The organism is Streptomyces sp. NPDC102451, assembly GCF_044765485.1.
In the GTDB taxonomy this organism is placed as follows: domain Bacteria; phylum Actinomycetota; class Actinomycetes; order Streptomycetales; family Streptomycetaceae; genus Streptomyces.
This window is the reverse complement of sequence record NZ_JBIWKD010000005.1, coordinates 326,438-352,491: the sequence shown is the minus strand read 5'-3', so window position 1 is coordinate 352,491 and position 26,054 is coordinate 326,438. Positions and strand designations below refer to the sequence as shown.

At 70.6% G+C, this 26,054-nt stretch carries 23 protein-coding genes, 1 tRNA gene and 1 pseudogene; 19 read left to right on the top strand and 6 right to left on the bottom strand.

All coding sequences use genetic code 11. From position 1 onward, the window contains the following. Positions 1-11: 11 nt before the first annotated feature. The 3 genes from tesB to ACIRD8_RS14540 all read left to right on the top strand — a co-directional run bounded on the left by tesB (position 12) and on the right by ACIRD8_RS14540 (position 3,262). Complete coding sequence (gene tesB, locus ACIRD8_RS14550) at positions 12-887, top strand: acyl-CoA thioesterase II (RefSeq protein WP_403990224.1); 876 nt, start codon at positions 12-14, stop codon at positions 885-887. A gap of 28 nt (positions 888-915) precedes the next feature. Further along, on the top strand, positions 916-1,914 hold the full coding sequence (locus ACIRD8_RS14545) for a cation diffusion facilitator family transporter (protein WP_403990222.1): 999 nt from the start codon (positions 916-918) through the stop codon (positions 1,912-1,914). A gap of 124 nt (positions 1,915-2,038) precedes the next feature. Next, positions 2,039-3,262, top strand: coding sequence for a cytochrome P450 (locus ACIRD8_RS14540; protein ID WP_403990220.1), 1,224 nt, complete (start codon positions 2,039-2,041; stop codon positions 3,260-3,262). A gap of 44 nt (positions 3,263-3,306) precedes the next feature. Here ACIRD8_RS14540 and ACIRD8_RS14535 read toward each other — a convergent pair whose 3' ends face one another. Together ACIRD8_RS14535 and ACIRD8_RS14530 are read right to left on the bottom strand one after the other, a co-directional pair. Beyond that, a complete protein-coding gene (locus ACIRD8_RS14535) occupies positions 3,307-4,104 on the bottom strand; it encodes a phosphatase (protein WP_403990218.1) in 798 nt (265 codons plus the stop codon). Positions 4,105-4,198: 94 nt separating this feature from the next. Then, positions 4,199-4,813, bottom strand: a complete 615-nt coding sequence (locus tag ACIRD8_RS14530; RefSeq protein ID WP_403990216.1) for a TetR/AcrR family transcriptional regulator — start codon at positions 4,811-4,813, stop codon at positions 4,199-4,201. Between the two features lie 109 nt (positions 4,814-4,922). On the opposite strand from ACIRD8_RS14530, the gene ACIRD8_RS14525 reads away from it, so the two are divergent. The 12 genes from ACIRD8_RS14525 (at position 4,923) to glmS (ending at position 20,448) form a co-directional block, all read left to right on the top strand. Then, on the top strand, positions 4,923-6,539 hold the full coding sequence (locus ACIRD8_RS14525) for a carboxyl transferase domain-containing protein (protein ID WP_403990214.1): 1,617 nt from the start codon (positions 4,923-4,925) through the stop codon (positions 6,537-6,539). Between the two features lie 13 nt (positions 6,540-6,552). Further along, the gene (locus ACIRD8_RS14520; RefSeq protein ID WP_403990212.1) at positions 6,553-8,601 is read left to right on the top strand and encodes a biotin carboxylase N-terminal domain-containing protein; all 2,049 of its coding nucleotides are present in this window, start codon (positions 6,553-6,555) and stop codon (positions 8,599-8,601) included. Further along, complete coding sequence (locus ACIRD8_RS14515) at positions 8,598-9,542, top strand: hydroxymethylglutaryl-CoA lyase (protein ID WP_403990210.1); 945 nt, start codon at positions 8,598-8,600, stop codon at positions 9,540-9,542. Before ACIRD8_RS14520 ends, ACIRD8_RS14515 begins: the two co-directional genes overlap by 4 nt. A gap of 7 nt (positions 9,543-9,549) precedes the next feature. After that, positions 9,550-10,716 (top strand): acyl-CoA dehydrogenase family protein, encoded by a 1,167-nt coding sequence (locus ACIRD8_RS14510; protein WP_403990208.1) that lies wholly within the window; start codon positions 9,550-9,552, stop codon positions 10,714-10,716. Positions 10,717-10,957: 241 nt separating this feature from the next. Then, positions 10,958-11,986 (top strand): ABC transporter substrate-binding protein, encoded by a 1,029-nt coding sequence (locus ACIRD8_RS14505; protein ID WP_403990206.1) that lies wholly within the window; start codon positions 10,958-10,960, stop codon positions 11,984-11,986. A gap of 70 nt (positions 11,987-12,056) precedes the next feature. Further along, a complete protein-coding gene (locus ACIRD8_RS14500; protein WP_403990204.1) occupies positions 12,057-12,908 on the top strand; it encodes a siderophore-interacting protein in 852 nt (283 codons plus the stop codon). Between the two features lie 161 nt (positions 12,909-13,069). Continuing rightward, complete coding sequence (locus ACIRD8_RS14495) at positions 13,070-14,518, top strand: pyridoxal phosphate-dependent decarboxylase family protein (protein WP_403990202.1); 1,449 nt, start codon at positions 13,070-13,072, stop codon at positions 14,516-14,518. Beyond that, positions 14,502-15,788 carry a lysine N(6)-hydroxylase/L-ornithine N(5)-oxygenase family protein gene (locus ACIRD8_RS14490; RefSeq protein ID WP_403990200.1) on the top strand — a complete coding sequence of 429 codons (1,287 nt, stop codon included), beginning with the start codon at positions 14,502-14,504 and terminating at the stop codon, positions 15,786-15,788. Before ACIRD8_RS14495 ends, ACIRD8_RS14490 begins: the two co-directional genes overlap by 17 nt. Then, positions 15,785-16,360, top strand: a complete 576-nt coding sequence (locus ACIRD8_RS14485; protein ID WP_403990198.1) for a GNAT family N-acetyltransferase — start codon at positions 15,785-15,787, stop codon at positions 16,358-16,360. The genes ACIRD8_RS14490 and ACIRD8_RS14485 overlap by 4 nt, the downstream gene beginning before the upstream one ends. Continuing rightward, positions 16,357-18,141, top strand: a complete 1,785-nt coding sequence (locus ACIRD8_RS14480) for an IucA/IucC family protein (RefSeq protein WP_403990196.1) — start codon at positions 16,357-16,359, stop codon at positions 18,139-18,141. The genes ACIRD8_RS14485 and ACIRD8_RS14480 overlap by 4 nt, the downstream gene beginning before the upstream one ends. A 147-nt stretch (positions 18,142-18,288) precedes the next feature. Continuing rightward, a complete protein-coding gene (locus tag ACIRD8_RS14475) occupies positions 18,289-18,564 on the top strand; it encodes a hypothetical protein (RefSeq protein ID WP_099172741.1) in 276 nt (91 codons plus the stop codon). A gap of 54 nt (positions 18,565-18,618) precedes the next feature. Continuing rightward, positions 18,619-20,448 carry a glutamine--fructose-6-phosphate transaminase (isomerizing) gene (gene glmS, locus ACIRD8_RS14470; RefSeq protein WP_403990194.1) on the top strand — a complete coding sequence of 610 codons (1,830 nt, stop codon included), beginning with the start codon at positions 18,619-18,621 and terminating at the stop codon, positions 20,446-20,448. 118 nt (positions 20,449-20,566) lie between these two features. Here glmS and ACIRD8_RS14465 read toward each other — a convergent pair whose 3' ends face one another. After that, positions 20,567-21,088 (bottom strand): universal stress protein, encoded by a 522-nt coding sequence (locus ACIRD8_RS14465; RefSeq protein ID WP_403990192.1) that lies wholly within the window; start codon positions 21,086-21,088, stop codon positions 20,567-20,569. An 825-nt stretch (positions 21,089-21,913) separates the two neighbouring features. Between ACIRD8_RS14465 and ACIRD8_RS14460 the strand changes: the two genes are divergently transcribed. The 4 genes from ACIRD8_RS14460 to ACIRD8_RS14445 all read left to right on the top strand — a co-directional run bounded on the left by ACIRD8_RS14460 (position 21,914) and on the right by ACIRD8_RS14445 (position 24,480). Beyond that, the gene (locus ACIRD8_RS14460; RefSeq protein ID WP_403990190.1) at positions 21,914-23,149 is read left to right on the top strand and encodes a helix-turn-helix domain-containing protein; all 1,236 of its coding nucleotides are present in this window, start codon (positions 21,914-21,916) and stop codon (positions 23,147-23,149) included. Positions 23,150-23,159: 10 nt separating this feature from the next. Beyond that, positions 23,160-23,765 (top strand): oligoribonuclease, encoded by a 606-nt coding sequence (gene orn, locus ACIRD8_RS14455; RefSeq protein WP_403990188.1) that lies wholly within the window; start codon positions 23,160-23,162, stop codon positions 23,763-23,765. 126 nt (positions 23,766-23,891) lie between these two features. Beyond that, positions 23,892-23,964, top strand: a tRNA-His gene (locus ACIRD8_RS14450). Then, entirely contained in the window at positions 23,935-24,480 is a 546-nt protein-coding gene (locus ACIRD8_RS14445) for an IS5 family transposase (protein WP_403990186.1), read from the top strand. The genes ACIRD8_RS14450 and ACIRD8_RS14445 overlap by 30 nt, the downstream gene beginning before the upstream one ends. 89 nt (positions 24,481-24,569) lie before the next feature. On the opposite strand, the gene ACIRD8_RS14440 is transcribed toward ACIRD8_RS14445, so the two are convergent. From ACIRD8_RS14440 to ACIRD8_RS14430, 3 genes and pseudogenes are all read right to left on the bottom strand, one after another. After that, entirely contained in the window at positions 24,570-25,010 is a 441-nt protein-coding gene (locus ACIRD8_RS14440) for a hypothetical protein (RefSeq protein ID WP_403990184.1), read from the bottom strand. 85 nt (positions 25,011-25,095) lie between these two features. Continuing rightward, on the bottom strand, positions 25,096-25,476 hold the full coding sequence (locus tag ACIRD8_RS14435; protein ID WP_403990182.1) for a peptidase inhibitor family I36 protein: 381 nt from the start codon (positions 25,474-25,476) through the stop codon (positions 25,096-25,098). 106 nt (positions 25,477-25,582) lie between these two features. After that, positions 25,583-26,054: pseudogene (locus tag ACIRD8_RS14430) on the bottom strand (hypothetical protein); the annotation flags it as partial.

Below are 26,054 nucleotides of genomic sequence, written 5' to 3'. Positions count from 1 at the left end.
GTTTCTCTCCCATGAGCGCAGCACTTGAATCCCTGCTCGATCTGCTCGACCTGGAGCAGATCGAGCAGGACATCTTCCGGGGCATGAGCCGTTCCGCGGTCGTGCCCCGTGTCTTCGGCGGCCAGGTCGCGGCCCAGGCCCTGGTCGCCGCCGGGCGTACGGTCCCCGAGGACCGGGGCGCGCACTCCCTGCACGCGTACTTCCTGCGCCCCGGGGACCCGGGCGCGCCGATCGTCTACAGCGTGGACCGGATCCGCGACGGGCGGTCCTTCACCACCCGCCGGGTCGTCGCGGTCCAGCACGGCAAGCCGATCTTCCACCTCTCGGCGTCGTTCCAGGTGCACGAGGAGGGCATGGACCACCAGGCGGTCATGCCGGCCGCCCCGGACCCGGAGACACTGCCGACGGCCGCGGAGATGCTGCCCCGGTACGCGGACCGCTTCACGGACCCGCGCATGGTGGACCGGCTGCTGGAGGCCCGGGCGGCCGTCGACCTGCGCTATGTGGACGCCCCGCCGTTCGCCACCGCCGGCGAACCGCGCGAGCCGCGCTCCCAGGTCTGGTTCCGGACCAACGGCAAGCTGGCGGACGACCCGCTGCTGCACGTCTGCATGGCGACGTACGTCTCCGACATGACGCTGCTCGACTCGGTGCTGCTCGCCCACGGGCGCGGCGGCTGGGCGGTCGGCGACGTGGTGGGGGCCAGCCTGGACCACGCCATGTGGTTCCACCGCCCCTTCCGGGCGGACGAATGGCTGCTGTACGACCAGGAGTCGCCCTCCGCGTCCGGCGGGCGCGGTCTCGGCCAGGCCAGGATCTGGACGGCGGACGGGAAGCTGGCCATCACGGTCATCCAGGAGGGCCTGGTCCGCGTCCCGAGGGACTGAGGCCGCACATTCGGACATACTGCCCGTCATGAATGACGCCACGAGTGATGCCGCGAGTGACGCCAGGAGTGACGGGCAGACCGGCGGCGGCGGCGAGTCCACGTTCACCGTCGTCGTCGCGGCGGCCGCCAACCTCGGCATCGCACTGGCGAAGCTGGTGGCGGGGCTGATCAGCGGTTCGAGCGCGATGCTGTCGGAGGCCGCGCACTCGGTCGCCGACACCGTCACCGAGGTCATGCTCCTCACGGCGCTCAAGCGCAGCGAGAAGCCCGCCGACGAGGACCACCCGCTGGGCTACGGCCCCGAGCGGTACATCTGGGCGATGCTCGCCGCCGTCGCGACGTTCGTCGGCGGCGCGGTGTTCTCCCTGTACGACGGCATCCACACCCTGCTGCGGGGCGAGGAGCTCGGCGATCCGCTCATCTCGTACCTCGTGCTGGCGGTCGCCTTCCTGCTGGAGGGCTTCTCGCTGCGCACGGGTGTCCGGCAGGTGCGCGGTGCGGCCGCGCGGCTGCGGATGCCCGCGCCGCGTTATCTGCACCGCACCCCCGACACGGCGGTCAAGGCCGTGGTCATGGAGGACTCGGCGGCGCTGGTGGGGCTGCTGCTGGCGGCCGGCGGCCTGCTCGGCGGGCAGCTCTCGGGCTCCGGGGTCTGGGACGGCATCGCCTCGGTCCTCATCGGCGTACTGCTGGTGTACGTGGCGTGGGTGCTCTGCCGGTCCAACGCCCAGCTGCTGATCGGCCGGCCGATCCCCGCCGACATGCGGGCCGGGGTGCGCGAGGAGCTGCTGTCCGTGCCGCACATCGTCGAGGTGGTGGAGCTGACCACGCTGATCCAGGGCCCCTCGGAGCTGCTCATCGCCGCGAAGATCGATTTCCGGGACGCGGCGACGGCCGCGCAGATCGAGTGGGCGTGCGAGGAGGCGGAGCAGCAGCTGCGGGAGCGCTACCCGTCGATCCAGCGGGTGTATCTGGACCCGACGCCGGGACGCGCACAGCGGGCGGCGGCGCGCTCCGGCGACTGAGGGAGGCGCGGGGCACACGTGCCGTCGCGGACCGGAATGCGGGAGTAAGGCGAGAGGTGGGGTCCGCACACCCCGGGTGGGGTAGGACCCTGCCGATCTTTTCCCTCACCGAGGAGTACCGGCCGTGTCCCAGCCTCCTGCCCCCCTCGTCCTCGACCCCGCCGCCCACGACGCGGACGCCGAGCACGAGCTGTTACGCGCCCAGGGCCCCGCGGTCCGTATCGACATACTCGGCGTGGAGGCCTGGTCGGTCTCCGATCCCGCCCTTCTGAAGGAGCTTCTGACCAGCCCGGACGTCTCCAAGGACGCCCGGCAGCACTGGCCGGGCTTCGAGGAGGCGGTCCGGTCGTGGCCGCTGGCCCTGTGGGTCGCCGCCACGAACATGTTCACCGCGTACGGAGGCGAGCACCGCCGCCTGCGCCGCATAGTCGCCCCGGCGTTCAGCGCCCGGCGCATCGCCGCGCTGAGGCCGACCGTCGAGTCCCTCGTGGACGGGCTGCTCGACGGCCTGGAGAGCACGCCCCGCGGTGAGGTGGTCGATCTGCGCGACCGGTTCGCGTATCCGCTGCCGATCACGGTCATCGGGCGCCTCCTGGGCGTTCCCGACGAACAGGCCAACGAGTTCCGCGTCCTCGTCAACGACGTGTTCGCCACCACGCTGACCCCCGAGGAGGCCGCCGCCAACGCCGCGCAGCTGTACGGGATGCTCGACGCCCTCATCGCCGCCAAGCGGGCCGAGCCGGGCGATGACGTGGCGTCGGTGCTGATCTCCCTGGGCGAGGCCGGCGCCGACGGGGAGGGGCTGGCCGAGGAGGAGCTGCGCGACACGCTGCTCCTGATGATCAACGCCGGCTACGAGACCACGGTCAACCTGATCGACCAGGCCGTCACACTCCTGCTGACCGACCCCGCCCAGCTCACCCATGTCCGGGCGGGCCGCGCGTCGTGGTCGGACGTCGTGGAGGAGACGCTGCGCCACTCGCCCCCGGTCAAACACCTGCCCCTGCGGTACGCCGTCGCCGACGTCCCGCTGCCCGACGGGCGGATCATCGTCAAGGGCGAGGCGATCCTGGCCTCCTACGCGGCGGCCAACCGCCACCCCGGCTGGCACGACGATCCGGACGTCTTCGACGTCACCCGGATCACCAAGGAACACCTCGCCTTCGGGCACGGGATCCACTTCTGCCTCGGGGCGGCGCTGGCCCGGATGGAGGCGGAGATCGCGCTGAGCGCCTTCTTCGACCGCTTCCCCGACGCCGAGATCGCCCCCGAAGCGGGGGACATGGGACCGGTGGCCTCGCTGATCAGCAACGGCCACCGGTCGCTGCCCGTACGCCTGCGCCCCTGAGCCTGCCGGCCGGGCGTGGCCCACCCGCGTGAGCGGGCGGCGCCCTACGCCCGGTCGGTGGAGGGGAGCAGTCCGGCCGCGTCCAGCAGGTAGTCGGTCATCGGGTCGTAGTAGCGCGGGTCGGCGACGTGGTCGTCCAGCGGCACGGTGACCTGGAGCGTGCCCTCCGCCTCCCCGAGGAACAGCGCGGGGTCGTTGCAGTCCGCGTAACCGATCGAGTCGATCCCGCGCTGCCCGGCGCATCCCGCCCAGCCGTGGTCGGCCACCACCAGGTCGGGCTGCGGCCGGCCCTCGCGCTCCAGGCCGTCCAGGATGGCGGCCATCGGGACCGGTGAGTGGGTGTGCCACAGGGTCGCGCCGCGCTCCAGCACGGCGACGTCGGCGAACTGGAAGACCATGCCCTCGTCCGCCATCAGGCCGCCGGGGATCCGCACGATCTCGCATCCGGCGGCCCGCAGGGCGTTCGCGGTCTGACGGTGCACGTCGAGCAGCCCGCCGGGGTGGCCGGTCGCGAGCAGCACCCGCTCGCCGTCGGCCGCCGCCTTGCGCAGCCGTGCGGCCATCCGGTCGAGGGCGTCGACCGTCAGCTCCGGGTCGATGGTGTCCTGGCCCTGCCGGTGCTCCGGGTCGTCGTTGACGCCGCATCTCTCGGCCATCACGGCCAGCACGTCCTGCTCGTCCACCCAGCGGTCGCCGAGCTCCAGCCCCAGCCAGAAGTGGCGGTTGCCGTTGGCGAGCTGGCGGTAGTGGGAGAGGTTGTTGTCGCGTGGGGTGGCGACGTCGCCCGCGATGCGGGTGCGGACGAGGTGCTCGACGAGGGCGGCGCGGCTGGGTATCGGCATGCACCCATTGTGCCGTCGGCGACGCGCTGTGTGCCCGGCGTCTCGTACGGCGGAATTCCCCGGCCGGGAAAGGCGCCCGGGCGGCCCCCGGAATCTACGACGCCGCAGCCTCGAAGGCACCCCTCGCCAGCCGGTGCAGCAGCGCCGCCGTGGCCGTACGGTCCGGGAGCGCTTCGGGGCGGGTCAGGTGGGGGGTGGAGTTCAGCAGGCCGAAGACCGCGTGGACGGTGACCCGGGCCTCGCTCTCCGGGAGGGAGGGGTAGAGGGCGCGGACGGCCTCAACCCAGACCTCCACGTACTGCCGCTGGAGCTGGCGCACGCGCTTGCGGTCGGTGTCGCGCAGGCGGTCCAGCTCGCGGTCGTGCAGGGTGATCAGGGGCCGGTCGTCCAGGGCGAAGTCGATGTGGCCCTCGATGAGGGCGTCCAGGAGCGAGTCCGGGGAGCCGCTCGGGGAGGCGCCGCCCTCGGTGACGCGCAGCTTCCCGCCGGCCAGCAGGCGCTCGCTGATGCCGACGAGCAGCTCGGCGAGCATCGCGTCCTTGCCGGGGAAGTGGCGGTAGAGGCCGGGGCCGCTGATACCGACCGCCGCCCCTATCTCGTCGACCCCGACACCGTGGAAACCGCGCTCGGCGAAGAGGCGGGCGGCCTCCCTGAGGATCTGCTCGCGGCGGGTGGGAGCCGCGACACGGGCGGCGGCATGGGTGCTCATGAGGATTCATTCTAGACAGGCGGGTTAGCGCTCGTTAACCTGAGCGTCACGCGTTAACGCTCATTAACTCTGATCGACTACTGCGGTACGGGCAAGGGGGCTCGACAGGATGCAGCAGGCACCGGTCCTGGTGAGCGCGGCCGATCCCGCCTCGGAGGCCTGGCAGGCCAACGAGGCGGCGCATCACGCGCTCGCCGAGGAGCTGCGCACGCGGCTCGCCACGGCACGGCTCGGCGGGGGTGAGAAGGCCCGCGCCCGGCATGTGGCGCGCGGCAAGCTGCTGCCCCGGGAGCGGGTGGACATGCTGCTCGATCCGGGCTCGCCCTTCCTGGAGCTCGCGCCGCTCGCGGCCGAGGGGCTGTACGGGGGCGCGGCGCCGGCCGCCGGGGTGATCGCCGGGATCGGCCGGGTCAGCGGCCGGGAGTGCGTGATCGTCGCCAACGACGCGACCGTCAAGGGCGGCACGTACTACCCGATGACGGTGAAGAAGCACCTCCGCGCCCAGGAGGTGGCCCTGGAGAACCGGCTGCCGTGCCTGTACCTGGTGGACTCGGGCGGCGCGTTCCTCCCGATGCAGGACGAGGTCTTCCCCGACCGGGACCACTTCGGCCGTATCTTCTACAACCAGGCCCGGATGTCCGGCGCGGGCATCCCGCAGATCGCGGCGGTGCTGGGTTCCTGCACGGCCGGCGGGGCGTACGTCCCGGCGATGAGCGACGAGGCCGTCATCGTCCGGAACCAGGGCACGATCTTCCTGGGCGGCCCGCCGCTGGTGAAGGCGGCCACGGGTGAGGTCGTGACGGCGGAGGAGCTGGGCGGCGGCGAGGTCCACTCCCGTACGTCCGGGGTCACCGACCACCTCGCCGAGGACGACGCGCACGCGCTGCGGATCGTACGGAACATCGTGGCGACGCTTCCGGGCCGCGCACCGCTCCCCTGGACCGTCGAGCCCGCCGAGGAGCCGAAGGCGGACCCCTCGGGGCTGTACGGGGCGGTGCCGGTCGACTCCCGTACGCCCTACGACGTGCGGGAGGTCATCGCCCGGGTGGTGGACGGCTCCCGCTTCCAGGAGTTCAAGGCGGAGTACGGCCAGACGCTGATCACCGGCTTCGCCCGGATCCACGGCCATCCCGTGGGCATCGTCGCCAACAACGGGATCCTGTTCTCGGAGTCCGCCCAGAAGGGCGCCCACTTCATCGAGCTGTGCGACCAGCGCGGCATCCCGCTGGTGTTCCTGCAGAACATCTCCGGCTTCATGGTCGGCCGTGACTACGAGGCCGGGGGCATCGCCAAGCACGGCGCCAAGATGGTTACGGCCGTGGCGTGCACCAGGGTCCCGAAGCTGACGGTGGTGGTCGGCGGGTCGTACGGCGCGGGGAACTATTCCATGTGCGGCCGGGCGTACGGGCCGCGCTTCCTGTGGATGTGGCCCAACGCCAAGATCTCGGTCATGGGCGGCGAGCAGGCCGCCTCCGTGCTGGCCACCGTCAAGCGCGACCAGATCGAGGGGCGCGGCGAGGAGTGGCCCGCCGAGGACGAGGAGGCCTTCAAGGATCCGGTCCGCGCGCAGTACGAGCAGCAGGGCAACGCCTACTACGCCACCGCCCGGCTCTGGGACGACGGTGTGATCGACCCGACGGAGACCCGGCAGGTGCTGGGTCTCGCCCTGACCGCGTGTGCCAACGCCCCGCTGGGCGACCCCCAGTTCGGCGTCTTCCGGATGTGATGTGAGGACTTCCATGTTCAGCACTGTTCTGGTCGCCAACCGTGGCGAGATCGCGGTCCGGGTCATCCGGACGCTGCGCGAGCTCGGGGTGCGGTCGGTGGCCGTCTTCAGCGACGCCGACGCGGACGCCCGGCACGTACGGGAGGCGGATACGGCGGTCCGGATCGGCCCCGCACCGGCCGCCGAGAGCTATCTGTCGGTGGAGCGGCTGCTGGACGCCGCCCGCCGTACGGGCGCCGAGGCGGTCCACCCGGGGTACGGCTTCCTCGCGGAGAACGCGGGCTTCGCCCAGGCGTGCGCGGAGGCGGGGCTGGTCTTCATCGGCCCGCCCGCCCCGGCGATCTCGCTGATGGGCGACAAGATCCGCGCCAAGGAGACCGTGGCCGCGGCCGGGGTGCCGGTGGTGCCCGGCTCCTCGGGGAGCGGACTCACGGACGCCCAACTGGGAGAGGCGGCACGGGAGATCGGGATGCCGGTGCTGTTGAAGCCCTCGGCGGGCGGCGGCGGCAAGGGCATGCGACTGGTGCGCGAGGAGGCGCTGCTCGCCGACGAGATCGCGGCGGCCCGGCGTGAGGCGCGGGCCTCGTTCGGCGACGACACGCTCCTGGTGGAACGGTGGATCGACCGGCCGCGCCACATCGAGATCCAGGTCATGGCCGACGGCCACGGCAACGTGGTGCACCTCGGCGAGCGCGAGTGCTCGCTCCAGCGCCGCCACCAGAAGATCATCGAGGAGGCGCCCTCGGTCCTGCTCGACGAGGCGACCCGGGCGGCGATGGGCGAGGCGGCCGTGCAGGCGGCGCGGTCCTGCGGGTACGTCGGCGCGGGCACGGTCGAGTTCATCGTCCCGGGCAGCGACCCGTCCTCGTACTACTTCATGGAGATGAACACCCGTCTCCAGGTCGAGCACCCCGTCACCGAGCTGATCACCGGGCTCGACCTGGTGGAGTGGCAGCTGCGGGTCGCCTCCGGCGAACAACTCCCGTACGGCCAGGCCGACATCACCCTCACCGGGCACGCCGTCGAGGCCCGGGTCTGCGCGGAGGACCCGGCGCGCGGCTTCCTGCCGTCCGGCGGCACGGTCCTCGCGCTGCACGAGCCGCAGGGCGGCGGGGTGCGCACGGACTCGGGGCTCAGCGAGGGCGTCCCGGTCGGCAGCACGTACGACCCGATGCTGTCGAAGGTCATCGCGTACGGCCCCGACCGGGCGACCGCGCGGCGCCGGCTGCGGGCGGCGCTGTCGGACACGGTGGTGCTGGGCGTCCCGACGAACGCCGGGTTCCTGCGGCGGCTGCTGGCCCATCCGGCGGTGGCCGCGGGCGACCTGGACACCGGGCTCGTCGAGCGGGAAGCGGACGGCCTGGTGCCGGACGGGGTGCCGGAGGAGGTGTACGCGGCGGCGGCGCTGCTGCGGCAGCCGTCCCCCGCGCACACGGCCGGCTGGGTCGATCCGTTCTCGGTACCCAGCGGCTGGCGCCTCGGCGGCACCCCCGCGGAAACCTTCCACCACTTCCGCGTCCCGGGCCACGACCCGGTGCGCGTGGGTCTGCGTACGGGCGCCGGGGGCACGGCCGCGCTGACCTTCGGCCACGCCGGGGACCGGGAGGAGACGGCGGACGCATGCGGTCCGGTGCCGTCGCTGCCGGGCGCGGAGAGGTCGCGGCTGGTCGAGGCGGACGGGCGGCGTGTCGTCGTCGAACTCGACGGCCTGACGCATACGTTCAGCCGGGCCGTGTCCCCGGAAGGGGTCTGGCTCGGCCGTGACGGCGACACCTGGCACGTCCAGGACCACGACCCGGTGGAGGCGTCCCTCAGCGGCGCCGCCCGCTCGGGCGCCGACACGCTCGCCGCGCCCATGCCCGGGACCGTCACGGTGGTGAAGGTGGCGGTCGGCGACGAGGTCGTGGCCGGGCAGAGCCTGCTGGTCGTCGAGGCGATGAAGATGGAACACGTCATCTCCGCCCCGCACGCCGGGACCGTCACCGAACTGGACGTCACCGCCGGTGCCACGGTCGCCATGGACCAGATCCTGGCCGTGGTGGCCCCGAAGGAGGAGTCGTGACCGCTGCCGGACTGCCCATGACGGTGCCCGCGCCGGGGCTGCCCGCCCGGGTCCGTATCCACGAGGTCGGCGCCCGCGACGGGCTGCAGAACGAGAAGTCCGTCGTACCGACCGAGGTGAAGGCGGAGTTCGTCCGCAGGCTCGCGGCGGCCGGGCTCACCACGATCGAGGCGACCAGCTTCGTCCACCCGAAGTGGGTGCCCCAACTGGCCGACGCCGAGCAGCTCTTCCCGCTGCTGGACGGACTCGGGGAGGAGGTCGCCCTGCCCGTCCTCGTGCCGAACGAGCGCGGCCTGGACCGGGCGCTGGCGCTCGGGGCCCGCCGGATCGCCGTGTTCGGTTCGGCGACCGAGACGTTCGCCGCCCGCAACCTCAACCGCACGGTGGACGAGTCGCTCGCCATGTTCGAGCCGGTCGTGGCCCGGGCGAAGGCGGCGGGCGTCCATGTGCGCGGCTATCTGTCGATGTGCTTCGGCGACCCGTGGGAGGGCGCCGTGCCCGTCGCGCAGGTCGTCCGGGTCGCGAAGGCGCTGGAGGACCTCGGCTGCGACGAGCTCTCCCTCGGCGACACGATCGGGGTGGCCACCCCGGGCCATGTGACGGCGCTGCTGGCCGCGCTGAACGAGGCGGGGGTCCCCACCGGCACGATCGGGGTGCACTTCCACGACACGTACGGCCAGGCACTCTCCAACACCCTGGCCGCGCTCCAGCACGGGGTGACGACGGTGGACGCCTCGGCGGGCGGCCTCGGCGGCTGCCCGTACGCGAAGAGCGCCACCGGAAATCTCGCCACCGAGGATCTCGTGTGGATGCTCGACGGCCTCGGTGTCGACACCGGGGTCGATCTCGGCGCACTCACCGCCACCAGCGTGTGGATGGCCGAACAACTGGGCCGACCGAGCCCGTCCCGTACCGTCCGCGCGCTGTCCCACAAGGAGTGAAGCACCGATGTCCCTTGACCACCGGCTGACCGCCGAGCACGAGGAACTGCGCCGCACCGTCGAGGAGTTCGCACACGATGTGATCGCCCCGAAGATCGGCGACTTCTACGAGCGCCACGAGTTCCCGTACGAGATCGTGCGGGAGATGGGCCGGATGGGCCTGTTCGGCCTGCCCTTCCCTGAGGAGTACGGCGGCATGGGCGGCGACTACCTCGCCCTCGGGATCGCCCTGGAGGAGCTGGCCCGGGTCGACTCGTCCGTGGCGATCACACTGGAGGCCGGGGTCTCGCTCGGCGCCATGCCGGTCTACCGCTTCGGGACCGAGGAGCAGAAGCAGCGGTGGCTGCCGAAGCTCTGCGCGGGCGAGGCGCTCGGCGCGTTCGGGCTGACGGAGCCGGACGGCGGCTCGGACGCGGGCGGCACCCGCACGACGGCCGTGCTGGACGAGGCCACCGGCGAGTGGGTGATCAACGGCTCCAAGTGCTTCATCACCAACTCCGGTACGGACATCACCGAGCTGGTCACGGTCACGGCGGTCACCGGCCGCAAGGAGAACGGCGCCCCGCGCATCTCCGCGATCATCGTCCCGTCGGGCACCCCCGGCTTCACGGTGGCCGCCCCGTACTCCAAGGTCGGGTGGAACGCCTCGGACACCCGCGAGCTGTCCTTCTCCGACGTCCGCGTCCCCGCGGCGAACCTGCTGGGCGAAGAGGGCCGCGGGTACGCGCAGTTCCTGCGGATCCTGGACGAGGGCCGGATCGCCATCTCGGCGCTGTCGACGGGCCTGGCGCAGGGCTGTGTGGACGAGTCGCTGAAGTACGCGAAGGAGCGGCACGCCTTCGGGAAGCCGATCGGAGCCAACCAGGCCATCCAGTTCAAGATCGCGGACATGGAGACCCGGGCACACATGGCCCGGATCGGCTGGCGCGACGCGGCCTCGCGGCTGGTGGCCGGCGAGCCGTTCAAGAAGGAGGCGGCGATCGCGAAGCTGTACTCCTCGACGGTGGCGGTGGACAACGCCCGTGAGGCGACTCAGATCCACGGCGGGTACGGCTTCATGAACGAGTACCCGGTGGCCAGGATGTGGCGCGACTCCAAGATCCTGGAGATCGGCGAGGGCACGAGCGAGGTCCAGCGCATGCTGATCGCCCGCGAGCTGGGCATGGACGCCTGAGGCACACACGGGACCCGCGCCTCCAGCCGACCGCCGGCTGAGCCGGCCGCGCGGCAGCCGCCTTCCCCGGTCGGGGGGAGGCGGCTTTACGTTGCGGCTTTACGTTGCGGCTTTCCGTTGTGGCCAGTAACGGAACGGCCGCTCTCCCTTGCCCTCCCTGTCCACGATATGTGAGGTTAGGCTAGCCTTCCCTCGAATCGTCAGCGGGCGCCCTGGGGCGCGTACGAAAGCAGACCCACTCATGTCCAACCTCCGGACCAGCCCACTCTCCCGCCGCGGCCTGCTGGCCGCCGGTGGCGCCGTCGGTCTCGGTGCCGTTCTCGCCGCCTGCGGCGACGGTGACGAGAAGAGCTCCACCTCGGGTTCGGGCGCGGAGAAATCCGGCCCCTGGTCCTTCAAGGACGACCGCGGGCAGACGGCGAAGGCCGAGTCCGCACCGAAGAACATCGTCGCGTTCATCGGTGTCGCCGCCGCGCTCCACGACTACGGCGTCGAGGTCAAGGGCGTCTTCGGTCCGACGAAGACCTCCGACGGCAAGGCCGACGTCCAGGCCGGTGACCTCGACATCAACAAGGTCGAGGTGCTCGGCAACGTCTGGGGCGAGTTCAACGTCGAGAAGTACGCCGGTCTCGCGCCGGAGCTCCTCGTCACCGCCATGTGGGAGAAGGACGCCCTCTGGTACGTGCCGGACCAGTCCAAGGACAAGATCCTCAAGCTGGCCCCGAGCGTCGCCCTGTGGGCCGCGCAGACCACGATGCCGAAGGCGATCCAGCGTCACGAGGACCTCGCCGCCTCCCTCGGCGCCGACGTCAAGGCCAAGAAGGTCACCGACGCCAAGGCCGCGTTCGAGAAGGCCGCGGCCCGGCTGCGCGCCGCCGCCAAGTCCCAGCCGAACATCAAGGTCCTGATCGGCTCGGCCAGCCAGGACCTGTTCTACGTCTCGCTCGCCAAGACGTCCGCGGACACCCTGTACTTCCAGGAGCTCGGCGTGCAGTTCGTCGAGCCGAAGGTCAACGAGGCCGGCTTCTTCGAGGAGCTGAGCTGGGAGAACGTCGACAAGTACGACGCCGACATCATCATGATGGACAACCGTTCCTCGGCCCTGCAGCCCGACGCCCTGACCTCGAAGCCGACCTGGGCGCAGCTGCCCGCCGTCAAGGCCGGCCAGATCGTCCCGCGTACGACGGAGCCCATCTACTCCTACGACAAGTGCGCGCCGATCCTCGACGCCCTCGCCGAGGCCATCGAGAAGGCCAAGAAGGTCAGCTGACCCCTCCGGCCCTGCCGGGAGCGATTCCCGGCAGGGCCCTCGCCGTTCCGGTTCCCGGGAGGACCCTCGCATGACGACCGCCACCGCAACCGCCGTCGCCCCGTTCCGGTTCTTCGACCTGACGGTCCTGAGGACCAGCAGGCTGAGCCCGTCCATGCGGAGAGTCACGCTCGGCGGCCCCGGAAGCGACGGCTTCGTCGCCGGGGGCCGGGACCAGAGCCTCTCCATCTTCCTGCCGCATCCGGGCCAGGCCGAGGCCGTCGTCCCGGTCGACGGGAACGGTGAGTGGTTCCCGGCCTGGCGGGCCCTGTCCCCCGACGTCCGGGCGGTCATGCGGTCGTACACCGTCCGCGCCCAGCGGTTCGCCGAGGACGGCTCGACCGAGATCGACATCGACTTCGCCCTGCACAAGGACGGCGGCCCGGCCTGCCGCTGGGCGGAGGCCGCCGCGCCGGGGCAGCGGCTCACCGTGCTGGGCCCCACGGGTGCGGACAACAACGGGATCCGCTTCCAGCCGCCGCAGGACGCCACATCCGTGCTGATCTGCGCCGACGAGACCGCGCTGCCCGCCGCGTCGGCCGCGCTGGAGTGGCTGCCCGCCGGGGTCAGGGCCAGGGTCTGGCTGGAGGTCCCGCACACGCAGGACCGGCTGGAGATCCGCACCGAGGCCGACGCCCGCATCACCTGGCTCGTACGGGACGAGGGCGCGCCCTCCGCCGTGGAGGCCGTGCGCGCCGCCGAACTGCCCGAGGGTGACCCGTACGTCTGGATCGCGGGCGAGTCGTCCGGAGTGAGGGCGCTGCGCCGCCACTTCGTCCAGGAGAGGCGGTTCGACCGCCGCCGCGTCACCTTCGTCGGCTACTGGCGGCGTGGACTGAGCGAGGAACAGCTGAGGGAGGAAGCGGCACGGGTGGCCGCGTAACGCACCCGCGTCTCTTGTGGGGTTCCTGTGACGGGACCCAGGGGGACGAGGACCGCGAAAGTCGTCAGGTTAGGCTTGCCTAACTTAACCGTCGCGGCCCTCGTCCCCCCATTTTTCTGCCCGGAGGGCCGCGGCGACGCTCTACCCGGGAGGCCCCCCACATGCGTTCCCACCTGCTCAACCACACGACGGCGGAGGACTACCGTCGCTCCGTCACCGCGGGAGTCGAACAGGTCGCGGCCCGACTCGCTGCCACGGAGCAGCCGTTCAGCGGCATAGGCGTCGACGGGCTCACTCCCGTCATCGACGCCATCGACCTCGACCGGCCGCTCGGCGACACGGCTGCCGTCCTGGACGAGCTCGGCGAGGTCTACCTCCGCGACGCCGTGTACTTCCACCACCCCCGCTACCTCGCCCACCTCAACTGCCCCGTGGTCATCCCCGCCGTGGTCGGCGAGGCCGTGCTCTCCGCCGTCAACTCCTCCCTGGACACCTGGGACCAGAGCGCGGGCGGCACCCTGATCGAGCGCCGGCTGATCGACTGGACGGCCGAGCGCATCGGCCTCGGCCCGGCGGCCGACGGCGTCTTCACCAGTGGCGGCACACAGTCCAATCTGCAGGCGCTGCTGCTGGCCCGGGAGGAGGCCAAAGTCCGCCCCGAGGAGTTCTCCCGGCTGCGGATCCTGACCTCCGAGTGCAGCCACTTCAGCGTCCAGAAGTCCGCCAAGCTCCTCGGCCTGGGCCCCGACGCCGTGGTGTCCGTCCCGGTCGACCGCGAGAAGCGCATGCAGACCGTCGCGCTGGCGGCGGCCCTCGAACGCTGCGAGGCCGAGGGCGCCGTCCCGATGGCGGTCGTCGCCACCGCGGGCACCACGGACTTCGGCTCCATCGACCCGCTGCCCGGGATCGCCGCGCTCTGCGAGCGGTACGCCACCTGGATGCACGTCGACGCCGCCTACGGCTGCGGGCTGCTCGCCTCGCCCACCCGGCGCGGGCTCGTCGACGGCATCGAGCGCGCCGACTCGGTCACCGTGGACTACCACAAGTCCTTCTTCCAGCCGGTGAGTTCCTCCGCGGTGCTGGTGCGCGACCGGTCCACCCTGCGCCATGCGACGTACCACGCGGAGTACCTCAACCCCGAGCGGACCGTCCAGGAGCGCATCCCCAACCAGGTGGACAAGTCCCTGCAGACCACCCGCAGGTTCGACGCGCTCAAGCTGTGGATGACCCTGCGCACCATGGGCGCGGACGGTGTAGGCGAGCTGTTCGACGAGGTGTGCGACCTGGCCGCCGAGGGCTGGCGGATGCTGGCCGCCGACCCGCGCTTCGACGTCGTCGTGGAACCCAGCCTCTCCACCCTGGTGTTCCGCTACGTCCCGGCCCGCGTCAGGACGCCCGGCGACATCGACCGGGCCAACCTCCACGCCCGTAAGGCCCTCTTCGCCTCCGGTGAGGCCGTGGTCGCGGGCACGAAGGTCGGCAGCAGCCAGTACCTGAAGTTCACCCTGCTCAACCCCGAGACGACCGCGGCCGACATCTCCGCCGTCCTCGACCTGATCGCCGGCCACGCCGAGCAGTACCTGGGAGAGTCCCTTGACCGCGCTTCCTGAGCCCCTCGCCGCTCCGTACGACTTCATCGGGATCGGGCTCGGTCCGTTCAACCTCGGACTCGCCTGCCTGACCGAGCCCGTCGAGGAGCTGAACGGGGTGTTCCTGGAGTCCAAGCCGGACTTCGAGTGGCACTCCGGGATGTTCCTCGAAGGGGCCCATCTCCAGACGCCGTTCATGTCGGACCTGGTCACGATGGCCGACCCGACCAGCCCGTACTCCTTCCTGAACTACCTGAAGGAGCGGGGCAGGCTCTACTCGTTCTACATCCGGGAGAACTTCTACCCGCTGCGCACCGAGTACAACGACTACTGCCGGTGGGCGGCGGCCCGACTGAGCAGTATCCGATTCAACCAAACCGTACAGTCTGTTACGTACAGTGAGGGCGACGGGCTGTACACCGTCCGCACCGCCGACAGGGCCTTCCGCGCCCGCCGTCTCGTCCTGGGCACCGGCACCCCGCCGCAGATCCCGGAGGCCTGCGAGGGCCTCGGCGGCGACTTCCTGCACAACTCCCGCTATCTGCAGGAGAAGGCGAATCTGCAGGCCAAGAGGTCCATCACCCTGGTGGGCAGCGGGCAGAGCGCGGCGGAGATCTACTACGACCTGCTCTCCGAGATCGACGTGTACGGCTACCGGCTGAACTGGGTGACGCGCTCCCCGCGCTTCTTCCCGCTGGAGTACACCAAGCTCACGCTGGAGATGACCTCGCCGGACTACGTGGACTACTTTCACGCCCTGCCCGAGGACACCCGCTACCGGCTGGAGGCCGGCCAGAAGGGCCTCTTCAAGGGCATCGACGGCGAGCTGGTCGACGCGATCTTCGACCTGCTCTACCAGAAGAACCTGCCGGGCCCGGTACCCACCCGCCTCCTCACCAACTCGGCGCTGAGCAGCGCGCGTTACGAGGAGTCGACGGGGACGTACACGCTGGGTCTCCGCCAGGAGGAGCAGGGCAGGGAGTACGAGCTCGACAGCGAGGGCCTGATCCTCGCCACCGGCTACCGGTACACCGCGCCCGCCTTCCTGGAGCCCGTCACCGACCGGATCCGGCACGACTCCCGGGGCCGTTTCGACGTGGCCCGCAACTACAGCATCGACACCACCGGGCGCGGGATCTTCCTGCAGAACGCGGCGGTGCACACCCACTCGGTCACCTCGCCCGACCTGGGCATGGGCGCCTACCGCAACGCCTACATCATCGGCGAACTGCTCGGCCGCGAGTACTACCCGGTCGAGAAGTCCGTCGCCTTCCAGGAGTTCGCAGCATGACCAGCACGAAAACGATCGGGGCGTTCACCGTGCGCCCCCTGGACCCCTCCCCCGGCCGGCCGGGCCACCGGTCCGACGCCGAAGTGGTGCACGCCTGGGTCACCCACCCCAGGGCGGCCTTCTGGATGATGGGCGACGCCCGGCTGGAGGACGTCGAGCGGGAGTACATGGCGATAGCCGCGCACCCGCACCACGACGCCTTCATCGGGCTGCACGACGGGGTGCCCGCCTTCCTGATGGAGCGCTACGACCCCACCGAGGTCGAGCTCAAGGGGCTGTACGAGGCGGAGCCCGGCGACGTCGGGATGCACTTCCTGGTCGCCCCGCCCGAGAACCCGGTGCACGGCTTCACCCGGGCCGTGATCACCACCGTCATGGAGGCGCTGTTCGCCGACCCGCAGGTGCGCAGGGTCGTCGTCGAACCGGACGTCACCAACACCGCGGTGCAGGCACTGAACAAGACGGTCGGCTTCGAGGTGGTCCGCGAGATCACCAAGCCGGAGAAACAAGCCCTGCTCAGCACCTGCACCCGCGAGCAGTTCGAGGCCGCGACCACTGGAGCCGACCGATGACCACGTACACCGCCACCGCCGCAGCCGTCGGCCACCTGACCCCCGAGCGCTGGGCCGTCGCCAACCGGCTGCTGATCCGCAAGGCGCTGGCCGAGTTCTCCCACGAGCGGCTGCTGGCCCCGGCCCCGCTCGGCGACGGCCGCTGGAGCGTGCGCGGCGACGACGGGACGGTCGAGTACCGCTTCGCCGCCGGCCGCTTCGCCCTGGACCACTGGCAGGTCGACGCCGCGTCGATCACCCGGCACCGGCACGGCTCGGACCTGCCGCTGGACGCGCTGGAGTTCTTCATCGAGCTGCGCTCCACACTGGGGCTGTCGGCCGAGGTCCTCCCCGTGTACCTGGAGGAGATCTCCTCCACGCTGGCCGGAACCGCGTACAAACTGACCAAGGAACCGACCACCGCCGCCGAGCTCGCCGTGGCCGGTTTCCAGGCCGTCGAGACGGGCATGACCGAGGGGCACCCCTGTTTTGTCGCCAACAACGGGCGGCTCGGCTTCGGGGTCGACGCCTATCGCGCGTACGCCCCGGAGGCGGCGTCCGGAATCAGCCTGGTCTGGCTGGCCGCCCGGCGTGATCGCGCCACCTTCACGGCGGGCGCGGGGCTGGACTACTCCACGCTGATCGCCGGGGAGCTCAGCGAGGAGACCCGGGCGAGGTTCGGCGCGCGGATGAAGGACCTCGGGCTCGACCTCGACGACTACCTGCTGATCCCGGTCCACCCCTGGCAGTGGTGGAACAAGCTCGCCGTCACCTTCGCCGGCGAGGTGGCGCAGCAGCACCTGGTCTGCCTGGGTGAGGGCGAGGACTCCTATCTGGCCCAGCAGTCGATCCGTACGTTCTTCAACGCCTCCCACCCCGAGAAGCACTACGTCAAGACGGCGCTGTCCGTGCTGAACATGGGCTTCATGCGGGGGCTCTCCGCCGCGTACATGGAGGCGACGCCCGCGATCAACGACTGGCTGGCCGGTCTGATCGAACGCGACGAGCTGCTGCGCGGGGCCGGTTTCTCGATCATCCGGGAGCGGGCCGCCATCGGCTACCGCCACCAGGCCTACGAGGCGGCCACCGCCAAGGGGTCGCCGTACCTGAAGATGCTCGCCGCGCTCTGGCGGGAGAGCCCCGTGCCGTCCCTGGCCGGGGGCGAGCGGCTGGCGACGATGGCCTCACTGCTGCACACCGACGCGGAGGGCCGTTCGGTGGCGGGCGCGCTGATCGCCGAGTCGGGCCTCGGTCCGGCGGACTGGCTGCGGCGGTACCTGGACGCGTACCTGGTGCCTGTGCTGCACAGCTTCTACGCGTACGACCTGGTGTTCATGCCGCACGGCGAGAACGTGATCCTGGTGATCGAGGACGGCGTCGTGCGCCGGACGGTCTTCAAGGACATCGCCGAGGAGATCGCGGTCATGGACCCGGACGCGGTGCTGCCGCCCCAGGTCGAGCGGATCCGCGCCGACGTCCCCGAGGACATGAAGCTGCTGTCGGTCCTCACCGATGTCTTCGACTGCTTCCTCCGCTTCCTGGGGGCGGACCTGGCCACGGAGGGGGTCCTCGACGAGGAGACCTTCTGGCGGACGGTCGCGGCGTGCGTCAGGGGCTACCAGGACTCCGTGCCGTACCTCTCGGACAAGTTCGAGCAGTACGACATGTTCACGGAGGAGTTCGCGCTGTCCTGCCTGAACCGGCTGCAGCTGCGTGACAACCAGCAGATGGTCGACCTGGAGGACCCGGCGGGCGCACTCCAGCTCACCGGGAAGCTGCGGAACCCGATCGCGGAGTACTGAGCCCGGCGTCCGGCCCCGCCCGCTCCGGGCGGGGCCGGATGAGAACGTACGGGACATTTCCGCCATACTGGCCCCACTGGATGAGATTCCTGCCCGATATCGGGCAGATTTCTTGCGTAGCGACCCCGATCCACGCACTATCGACGAGTGCTCGAACGCCGCCCTACGCATGACGACCTCATCGACCACCTCGTACGCTCCACCGCGCTCCAGCGCGGCGAGGCCGCCCGGGTGATCCTCGACGTGCTGGCGTACTTCGACGAGACGACCGAGGACTTCGTCCGGCGCCGCCACCGCGAGATGCAGGCGGGCGGCCTGGTGAACACGGAGATCTTCGAGCGGATCGCAGCCGAGCTGCCGCACCGCGCGGTGGCGCCGCAGGAGCTCTCGCTCCGCCAGCTGCGCCGCATCGTCTACGGCTGAGCGGGACGGGCCGGGCACCGGACTTTTGTACGTCGATGGAGGGGCAGAGAATCCATGTGCGGGATCGTCGGTTACATCGGGAAGCGTGACGTGGCTCCGCTGCTGCTGGAAGGGCTGCAGCGGCTGGAGTACCGGGGGTACGACTCCGCGGGCATCGTCATCACGGGCAAGGCCCCGGCGGGGAAGCCCGGCGCCCTGAAGATGGTCAAGGCCAAGGGCCGGGTCCGCGAGCTGGAGGCCCGGGTACCCAAGCGGTTCGCCGGCACCACGGGCATCGCCCACACCCGGTGGGCCACGCACGGCGCCCCGAGCGACGAGAACGCCCACCCGCACCTGGACGCGGAGAACAAGGTCGCCGTCGTCCACAACGGCATCATCGACAACGCCTCCGAGCTCCGCGCGAAGCTCGTCGCGGACGGCGTCGTCTTCCTCTCCGAGACCGACACCGAGGTGCTGGTCCACCTGATCTCCCGCTCGCAGGCGCTCACGCTGGAGGAGAAGGTCCGCGAGGCGCTGAAGTCCGTCGAGGGCACGTACGGCATCGCCGTCCTGCACGCCGACTTCAACGACCGCATCGTCGTCGCCCGCAACGGCTCCCCGGTCGTGCTCGGCATCGGCGAGAAGGAGATGTTCGTCGCCTCCGACGTGGCCGCCCTGGTCACGCACACCCGCCAGATCGTCACCCTGGACGACGGCGAGATGGCCACCCTCAAGGCCGACGACTTCCGTACGTACACCACGGAGGGCTCGACCACGACGGCCACGCCGACCACCGTGGAGTGGGAGGCCGAGTCGTACGACATGGGCGGCCACGACACGTACATGCACAAGGAGATCTCCGAGCAGGCCGACGCCGTGGACCGCGTGCTGCGCGGCCGCATCGACGACCGCTTCTCCACGGTGCACCTGGGCGGGCTGAACCTGGACGCCCGCGAGGCGCGCGGGGTCCGCCGGATCAAGATCCTCGGCTGCGGCACCTCGTACCACGCGGGTCTGATCGGTGCCGGCCTCATCGAGGAGCTGGCCCGCATCCCCGCGGACGCGGAGCCCGCGTCCGAGTTCCGCTACCGCAACCCGGTCGTGGACCCCGACACCCTGTACGTCGCGGTCTCGCAGTCCGGTGAGACGTACGACGTGCTGGCGGCCGTGCAGGAGCTCAAGCGCAAGGGCGCGCGCGTCCTGGGCGTCGTGAACGTCGTCGGCTCGGCGATCGCCCGCGAGGCGGACGGCGGCATGTACGTCCACGCCGGCCCCGAGGTCTGCGTCGTCTCCACCAAGTGCTTCACCAACACCGTCGTGGCCTTCGCGCTGCTCGCCCTGCACCTGGGCCGCATCCGCGACCTGTCGGTCTCCGACGGCAAGCGGATCATCGAGGGGCTGCGCAGGCTGCCGGAGCAGATCGGTCAGATCCTGGAGTCCGAGGACGAGATCAAGAAGCTCGCCGAGGAGTACGCGGGCGCGCAGTCGATGATGTTCATCGGCCGCGTCCGGGGCTACCCCGTCGCGCTGGAGGCCTCTCTGAAGCTCAAGGAGATCTCGTACATCCACGCCGAGGCCTACCCCGCCTCGGAGCTCAAGCACGGGCCGCTCGCGCTCATCGAGCCGGCGCTCCCCACCGTCGCGATCGTCCCGGACGACGACCTGCTGGAGAAGAACCGCGCCGCGCTGGAGGAGATCAAGGCCCGCAGCGGGCGCATCCTCGCCGTCGCCCACCGCGAGCAGGAGAAGGCCGACCACACGATCGTCGTCCCGAAGAACGAGGACGAGCTGGACCCGATCCTGATGGGCATCCCGCTGCAGCTGCTCGCCTACCACACGGCGCTGGCCATGGGCCGTGACATCGACAAGCCGCGCAACCTGGCGAAGTCGGTCACCGTCGAGTAGCCGATCGAGCCGCGAAGACCGCCCGCCCGGCCACGGGCGGGCACACGGAAGGCCCCTGACGGCGCGTCAGGGGCCTTCCGGCGTACTCGGCTCGGGGAACTCGGGGAACTCAGGGAACTCAGGGGATGACGATGACCGGGCGCTGGGCGCGGCGCGCGAGACGGCCGGCCACGGATCCGAAGATGCGGCCCACGATGCCGTGCGTCGAGCCGACGACGATCGCGTCGGCCGAATACTCCCGGCCGACCTCCTCCAGCTCGTGGCAGATGTCACCGCCGCGCTCCACGAGGACCCAGGGCACCTCGGCGAGATAGTCGGCGCACGCCAGCTCCAGACCGAGGACCTCGGTGCGGTGGTCGGGGACGTCGACGAAGACGGGCGGCTCGCAGCCGGCCCAGACCGTGGTCGGCAGCCGGTTGGCCACATGGACGATGATGAGCCCGGAGCCGTGCCGGTGCGCCATGCCGATGGCGTACGCGAGGGCTCGTTCGCTCGACATGGAGCCGTCGAATCCGACCACGACACCATGCCGGAAGGCGGGATCGCAGGAAGGGCGCGACTCTCCGACCGTCTGCGGTTCCGACCCGGGGTCGGCTACCTGCTTGCGGTCTGCGGGTTCAGGGATTTCGTGACCGGCCATCGGTGTCTCGGCGAAGAGAGTCCTCGTGAGGAGGGAGCGGTTTGGAGGTGTACCTGCGAGCGGTGAAGCTGTGTCCGGGAAACATCTTCCCAACCCCCTACCCCCAAGGGTACGGCGCCACTCCTCCACTGCCCAGCCCTCGCACATCGCAGGCGGCGATGGAGGGAGCATGCCGGACTCCGCCCCCGTATGGCAATGCCGGTTGCGTCGTACATCCAGCTCGTGGACGCTGCTACGGGTTCCGGTCACCGTGTCCGGCCGGCGCCCGTGCCGGCCCCGCCGGGGCGGCCGAATGTGCCACCCGTCCCTCCGGAGCGGACCGTCACACCACGCCACCGCGCGACTGCACACCGTCCATCTCCGGAGTCCGGACGGCCGCGAGGGGCCCCAGAGGCGCACGGAGGCTCCTGGGGCCAGGGGGCGTGCGCCGGTCGTATGACTGGAATACGCGCACGCAACCATCGGTTTTCAGCCAACTTCGCCCCCACCCTTTTCCCTTGGTGCCACAGCCGCCCAACCTGTGTGCCACCAGGCAGGAATAGACCGCGCGGTACGCTTTGACCCTACGGAGCCCGGCCATGATCGCGATGCGCACTTCCCTGTGGGGCTCACGGGTGAAACGCTTCGTGATCGAACGCTTCGCGCCAAGTTGCCTTGTCGACATAGTGCCGGTGGGGGAACGTGTCACGTCGGCACCGCGGGACGCAGTAGATTCGATCATGAGTGTCGAGGACTGGGGACGCGTGCGAGACCGAGGGGAAACGTGCAGGAGCGACAGGCCCGTAGGGACCAGGAAGACGCGAACACCGAGGGGGGCTTAGCGTCATGAGCCAGGACTCCGCCACCGCAACGGAGGCCGCACGGAAACTGACCGGGCGGCGACGCCGGGAAGTCGTAGCCGTACTGCTGTTCAGTGGGGGCCCTATCTTCGAGAGCTCCATTCCGCTCTCAGTTTTCGGAATCGACCGGCAGGACGCGGGAGTTCCGCGCTACCGCCTGCTGGTCTGCGGGGGCGAGGAGGGACCGCTGCGCACCACCGGCGGCCTCGAACTCAGCGCGCCGTACGGCCTGGAGGCGATCAGCAGGGCCGGCACCGTCGTGGTGCCCGCCTGGCGGTCCATCACCTCCCCGCCGCCGGCAGAGGCCCTGGACGCGCTGCGCCGCGCCCACGAGGAGGGCGCCCGCATCGTCGGTCTCTGCACGGGGGCCTTCGTCCTCGCCGCGGCCGGCCTGCTGGACGGCCGCCCGGCCACCACGCACTGGATGTACGCACCGACGCTGGCCAAGCGCTATCCGTCGGTGCACGTCGATCCGCGTGAGCTGTTCGTCGACGACGGCGACGTGCTCACCTCGGCCGGAACGGCGGCCGGAATCGATCTGTGCCTCCATATAGTCCGTACCGACCACGGCACCGAGGCGGCAGGGGCCCTGGCCCGCCGGCTCGTCGTACCGCCGCGGCGCAGTGGCGGTCAGGAGCGCTACCTCGACAGGTCTTTACCTGAGGAGATCGGCTCCGACCCGCTCGCCGAGGTTGTGGCCTGGGCGCTGGAGCATCTCCACGAGCAGTTCGACGTGGAGACGCTGGCCGCGCGTGCCTACATGAGCAGGCGGACCTTCGACCGCAGGTTCCGTTCGCTCACCGGCAGCGCACCGCTCCAGTGGCTCATCACCCAGCGCGTGCTGCAGGCGCAGCGGCTGCTCGAGACCTCCGACTACTCCGTCGACGAGGTCGCGGGCCGCTGCGGCTTCCGCTCGCCGGTCGCGCTGCGCGGGCACTTCCGCCGCCAGCTGGGCTCCTCGCCCGCCGCGTACCGGGCCGCCTACCGGGCCCGCCGTCCGCAGGGCGGGGCGCTGGAGAGCGTCACCACGGTGCTGGAGACGTCCGTGCCCGCCCAGGGCACGGCGTCGTCGAGCCGGCGGGCCGCCGCGGCGTCCTCGGCCGGTCCGTCGCCGGTCACCGCGACGGCCGCTCCAGGCGGCCCCGCGGAGCGCCTCGGACCGGGTCCCGAGGCGTATGTTCCGGGCCGCCCGGCCCTGCCGGGGCAGCGCAGCGCCCCGTAGGGTGGGGCCCATGAACGACCGCATGGTGTGGATCGACTGCGAGATGACCGGGCTCTCGCTGACGGACGACGCACTCATCGAGGTGGCCGCACTGGTCACCGACTCGGAACTGAACGTGCTCGGCGAAGGGGTGGACATCGTGATCCGCCCGCCGGACGCGGCCCTGGAGACCATGCCCGAGGTGGTGCGGCAGATGCACACCGCCTCGGGCCTCCTCGACGAGCTGGCCGGGGGCACGACCCTGGCCGACGCGGAGGAACGGGTCCTGGCGTACGTCCGCGAGCACGTGAAGGAGCCGGGCAAGGCCCCTCTGTGCGGAAACTCGGTCGGCACCGACCGGGGCTTCCTGGCGCGTGACATGCCGTCGCTGGAGGGCTACCTCCACTACCGGATCGTCGATGTGTCCTCGGTCAAGGAGCTGGCGCGCCGCTGGTACCCGAGGGCGTACTTCAACAGTCCGGACAAGAACGGCAACCATCGGGCACTGGCCGACATCCGCGACTCCATCACGGAGCTGCGCTACTACCGGGACGCCGTCTTCGTGCCGCAGCCCGGCCCGGACTCGGCCCGCGCCAAGGAGATCGCGGCGCGCCACACGCCGGCCGCCGGCCAGTAGGCGCACACCCGCAGGTCACGGGCCCTCCGGGGCCCGTGCACCGTTCCTGAAGAACTGGGGCGCGAGCACCCGCTCGGACCCTGTACACTTTTTCTCGGCCGGTCAGGAAAGCGACCGGACGACATGGTGGGTATAGCTCAGCTGGCAGAGCACCTGGTTGTGGTCCAGGATGTCGCGGGTTCAAGTCCCGTTACTCACCCTTGAAGGGGAAGCCCCTGACCTGCGGAAACGCAGGTCAGGGGCTTCTTCGTGTCCCGAGCTGGCCAAACCACGGCTGAGTGCCGACGGTCACTGCCGCCCGCTGTCCTTGATTGTCACCGCAGGGCAGCGGGCGGACTGCACTCAGTTCATCCCAGTGCTGGAGAAGATCCGCGTCCCGAGGTCGGGGACGGGCAGGCCCCGCAAGAAGCCTGACAGTGTCGCCGCCGACAAGGCATACAGCAACGGACCGTGCCGCGAGTACCTGCGGCACCGGGGCATCCGACACACGATCCCGGAGAAGACCGACAGCCAGGCCGCCCGCCTGCGCAAAGGCTCACGCCGCGGGAGGCCGCCTGGCTTCGACGAGAAGCGCTACAAGAAACGGAACACCGTCGAACGGGCTATCAACCGGTTGAAGCAGCACCGGGCGGTAGCCACCCGCTACGACAAGCGCCATTACGTCTACCTCGGCACAGCCACCGCGGCAGCTCTCACGATCTGGCTCCGAGCATGATCGGCTCCGTGGCACTGAGCCGACAACATGCTCCTCGCTCCCCCCTGCCGTCAAGGATGTGCACCCTCACACCATCGGTCGAACCCTCGCTACGAGGGGCGGAGAACGGGATCGATCGCTGCAAGGGTTTCGTGCAGCCGACGGGCCCCCCGGGCAACCCGATCGTCGGTGTCGCCCGACATCTCCTCGCATAGCCGCAGTGTCTCGTCCAGATCGTCCGAGAAGATGCTGAAAACATCGACGATCGCGGTGTGGATGTAGTCGGCGTGGTTGTCGTTGGCGACTGCCAGTGCGGACGCGACTATCGCCAGTCCGACCCTGTCCTTTCGCCGAAGCAAGCCCTGCGAGGTCCGCCGGGTGACGAAGGTGTCACCGCGGTCAAGCACAAGGCTCAGCAGCGGCGCCACGGCCTCCGGCATCTCCGCGAACCCTGCCAGGCTGTGACCGGCATCCGCCCGGTCACGCCAGTCATCGCTTCGCCCAAGTTCGCCGAGCGTCACGACCACCGCACGCCGCAGGTCACTGTCCACGGATTCGCCCGTCCCTCCCGCGATTCCGGTCAAAATATCACTGAGGAGCCCTACCGGATGATCGCCAGGACAGGTCCTAGTCGGCTCAGCCCCCGCAGCCCTCGCCGTAGTGGACCTCGATGCTGGTCACCGCGTTGTCGTACTCGAAAAGAAGTTCCTGGATCTTGCCCGGCCCGATGCCCCAATAGTGGCCGCGGAAGTTCTCATCGGTCCAGACGCACACAAAACGATCAGTGCGATTCCACAGCGAACCGGCCCGATCGTTCCACGCCGCGCCGATGTTGCGGTTGTCCGCCGCACCGAGCTGCAGGATGTCCCCGGTGTTGTTGTGGCCGTCGTAGAGGCAGACCTTACCTGCCATACAGCTGCCCATGGGATCGTCAGCCGATGCGGTTCCCGGGCCCGCCAGTACGGCGGTGGCCGCGAGGACTGCTCCTATTGCCGCGGTTCTGACTGTCAGTTTCATGAATGTCCTTGATCGTCGTTTCCCGTGGAAGCGCGGTCATGGTCACCGCGTCCATCTATCACTGCTGGAGGGGATCCGGTCGTGAGACGGTTCCCAGCCGTGGTCTTCAGCCGTAGTTGATCCAGGCCCGGGTGGCGCCGTTCTGAGGGTCGACATCGAGGTAGTCGGCCCGGCCGTCGTTGTTGAGGTCGGCGAACTGGATGCGTGCGCCGTCGACGCCGACTCCGCTGGCGACCGTCCCGCCCGGGTGCCACAGCCAGTCGCTGCCGGCGGGTTCCTTGGGGTTGGGACCGCCGTTCTGCCAAACTTGAGCGGAGCTGTCGTAGTTCACGCCATCGCCGCTGCCCAGGAGGACGTAGTCGGCGGAGCGTGTCCCGTAGAGCGGCGCGAAGCGGACCCGAGTACCTGTCGCGCCGACTCCGCTGGCGATGGTCCCCTGCGGGTACCACAGCCAGTTGCTGCTGCTGCCGGTGGGTTCCTTGGGGTTGGGCCCGCCGTTGAGCCACGCCTGGACCGAACTGTCGTCGTTAACGTTCAGGTAGTCGGCCCGGCCGTCGCCGTTGATGTCCGCGAACCGG

Excerpts from the sequence above, each read along its gene's own strand:
- tesB (WP_403990224.1), top strand. The coding sequence starts at position 12 with ATGAGCGCAGCACTTGAATCCCTGCTCGATCTGCTCGACCTGGAGCAG.
- ACIRD8_RS14545 (WP_403990222.1), top strand. The coding sequence starts at position 916 with ATGAATGACGCCACGAGTGATGCCGCGAGTGACGCCAGGAGTGACGGG.
- ACIRD8_RS14535 (WP_403990218.1), bottom strand. The coding sequence starts at position 4,104 with ATGCCGATACCCAGCCGCGCCGCCCTCGTCGAGCACCTCGTCCGCACC.
- ACIRD8_RS14530 (WP_403990216.1), bottom strand. The coding sequence starts at position 4,813 with ATGAGCACCCATGCCGCCGCCCGTGTCGCGGCTCCCACCCGCCGCGAG.
- ACIRD8_RS14525 (WP_403990214.1), top strand. The coding sequence starts at position 4,923 with ATGCAGCAGGCACCGGTCCTGGTGAGCGCGGCCGATCCCGCCTCGGAG.
- ACIRD8_RS14520 (WP_403990212.1), top strand. The coding sequence starts at position 6,553 with ATGTTCAGCACTGTTCTGGTCGCCAACCGTGGCGAGATCGCGGTCCGG.
- ACIRD8_RS14510 (WP_403990208.1), top strand. The coding sequence starts at position 9,550 with ATGTCCCTTGACCACCGGCTGACCGCCGAGCACGAGGAACTGCGCCGC.
- ACIRD8_RS14505 (WP_403990206.1), top strand. The coding sequence starts at position 10,958 with ATGTCCAACCTCCGGACCAGCCCACTCTCCCGCCGCGGCCTGCTGGCC.
- ACIRD8_RS14500 (WP_403990204.1), top strand. The coding sequence starts at position 12,057 with ATGACGACCGCCACCGCAACCGCCGTCGCCCCGTTCCGGTTCTTCGAC.
- ACIRD8_RS14495 (WP_403990202.1), top strand. The coding sequence starts at position 13,070 with ATGCGTTCCCACCTGCTCAACCACACGACGGCGGAGGACTACCGTCGC.
- ACIRD8_RS14485 (WP_403990198.1), top strand. The coding sequence starts at position 15,785 with ATGACCAGCACGAAAACGATCGGGGCGTTCACCGTGCGCCCCCTGGAC.
- ACIRD8_RS14480 (WP_403990196.1), top strand. The coding sequence starts at position 16,357 with ATGACCACGTACACCGCCACCGCCGCAGCCGTCGGCCACCTGACCCCC.
- glmS (WP_403990194.1), top strand. The coding sequence starts at position 18,619 with ATGTGCGGGATCGTCGGTTACATCGGGAAGCGTGACGTGGCTCCGCTG.
- ACIRD8_RS14465 (WP_403990192.1), bottom strand. The coding sequence starts at position 21,088 with ATGGCCGGTCACGAAATCCCTGAACCCGCAGACCGCAAGCAGGTAGCC.
- ACIRD8_RS14460 (WP_403990190.1), top strand. The coding sequence starts at position 21,914 with ATGAGCCAGGACTCCGCCACCGCAACGGAGGCCGCACGGAAACTGACC.
- orn (WP_403990188.1), top strand. The coding sequence starts at position 23,160 with ATGAACGACCGCATGGTGTGGATCGACTGCGAGATGACCGGGCTCTCG.
- ACIRD8_RS14445 (WP_403990186.1), top strand. The coding sequence starts at position 23,935 with ATGTCGCGGGTTCAAGTCCCGTTACTCACCCTTGAAGGGGAAGCCCCT.
- ACIRD8_RS14435 (WP_403990182.1), bottom strand. The coding sequence starts at position 25,476 with ATGAAACTGACAGTCAGAACCGCGGCAATAGGAGCAGTCCTCGCGGCC.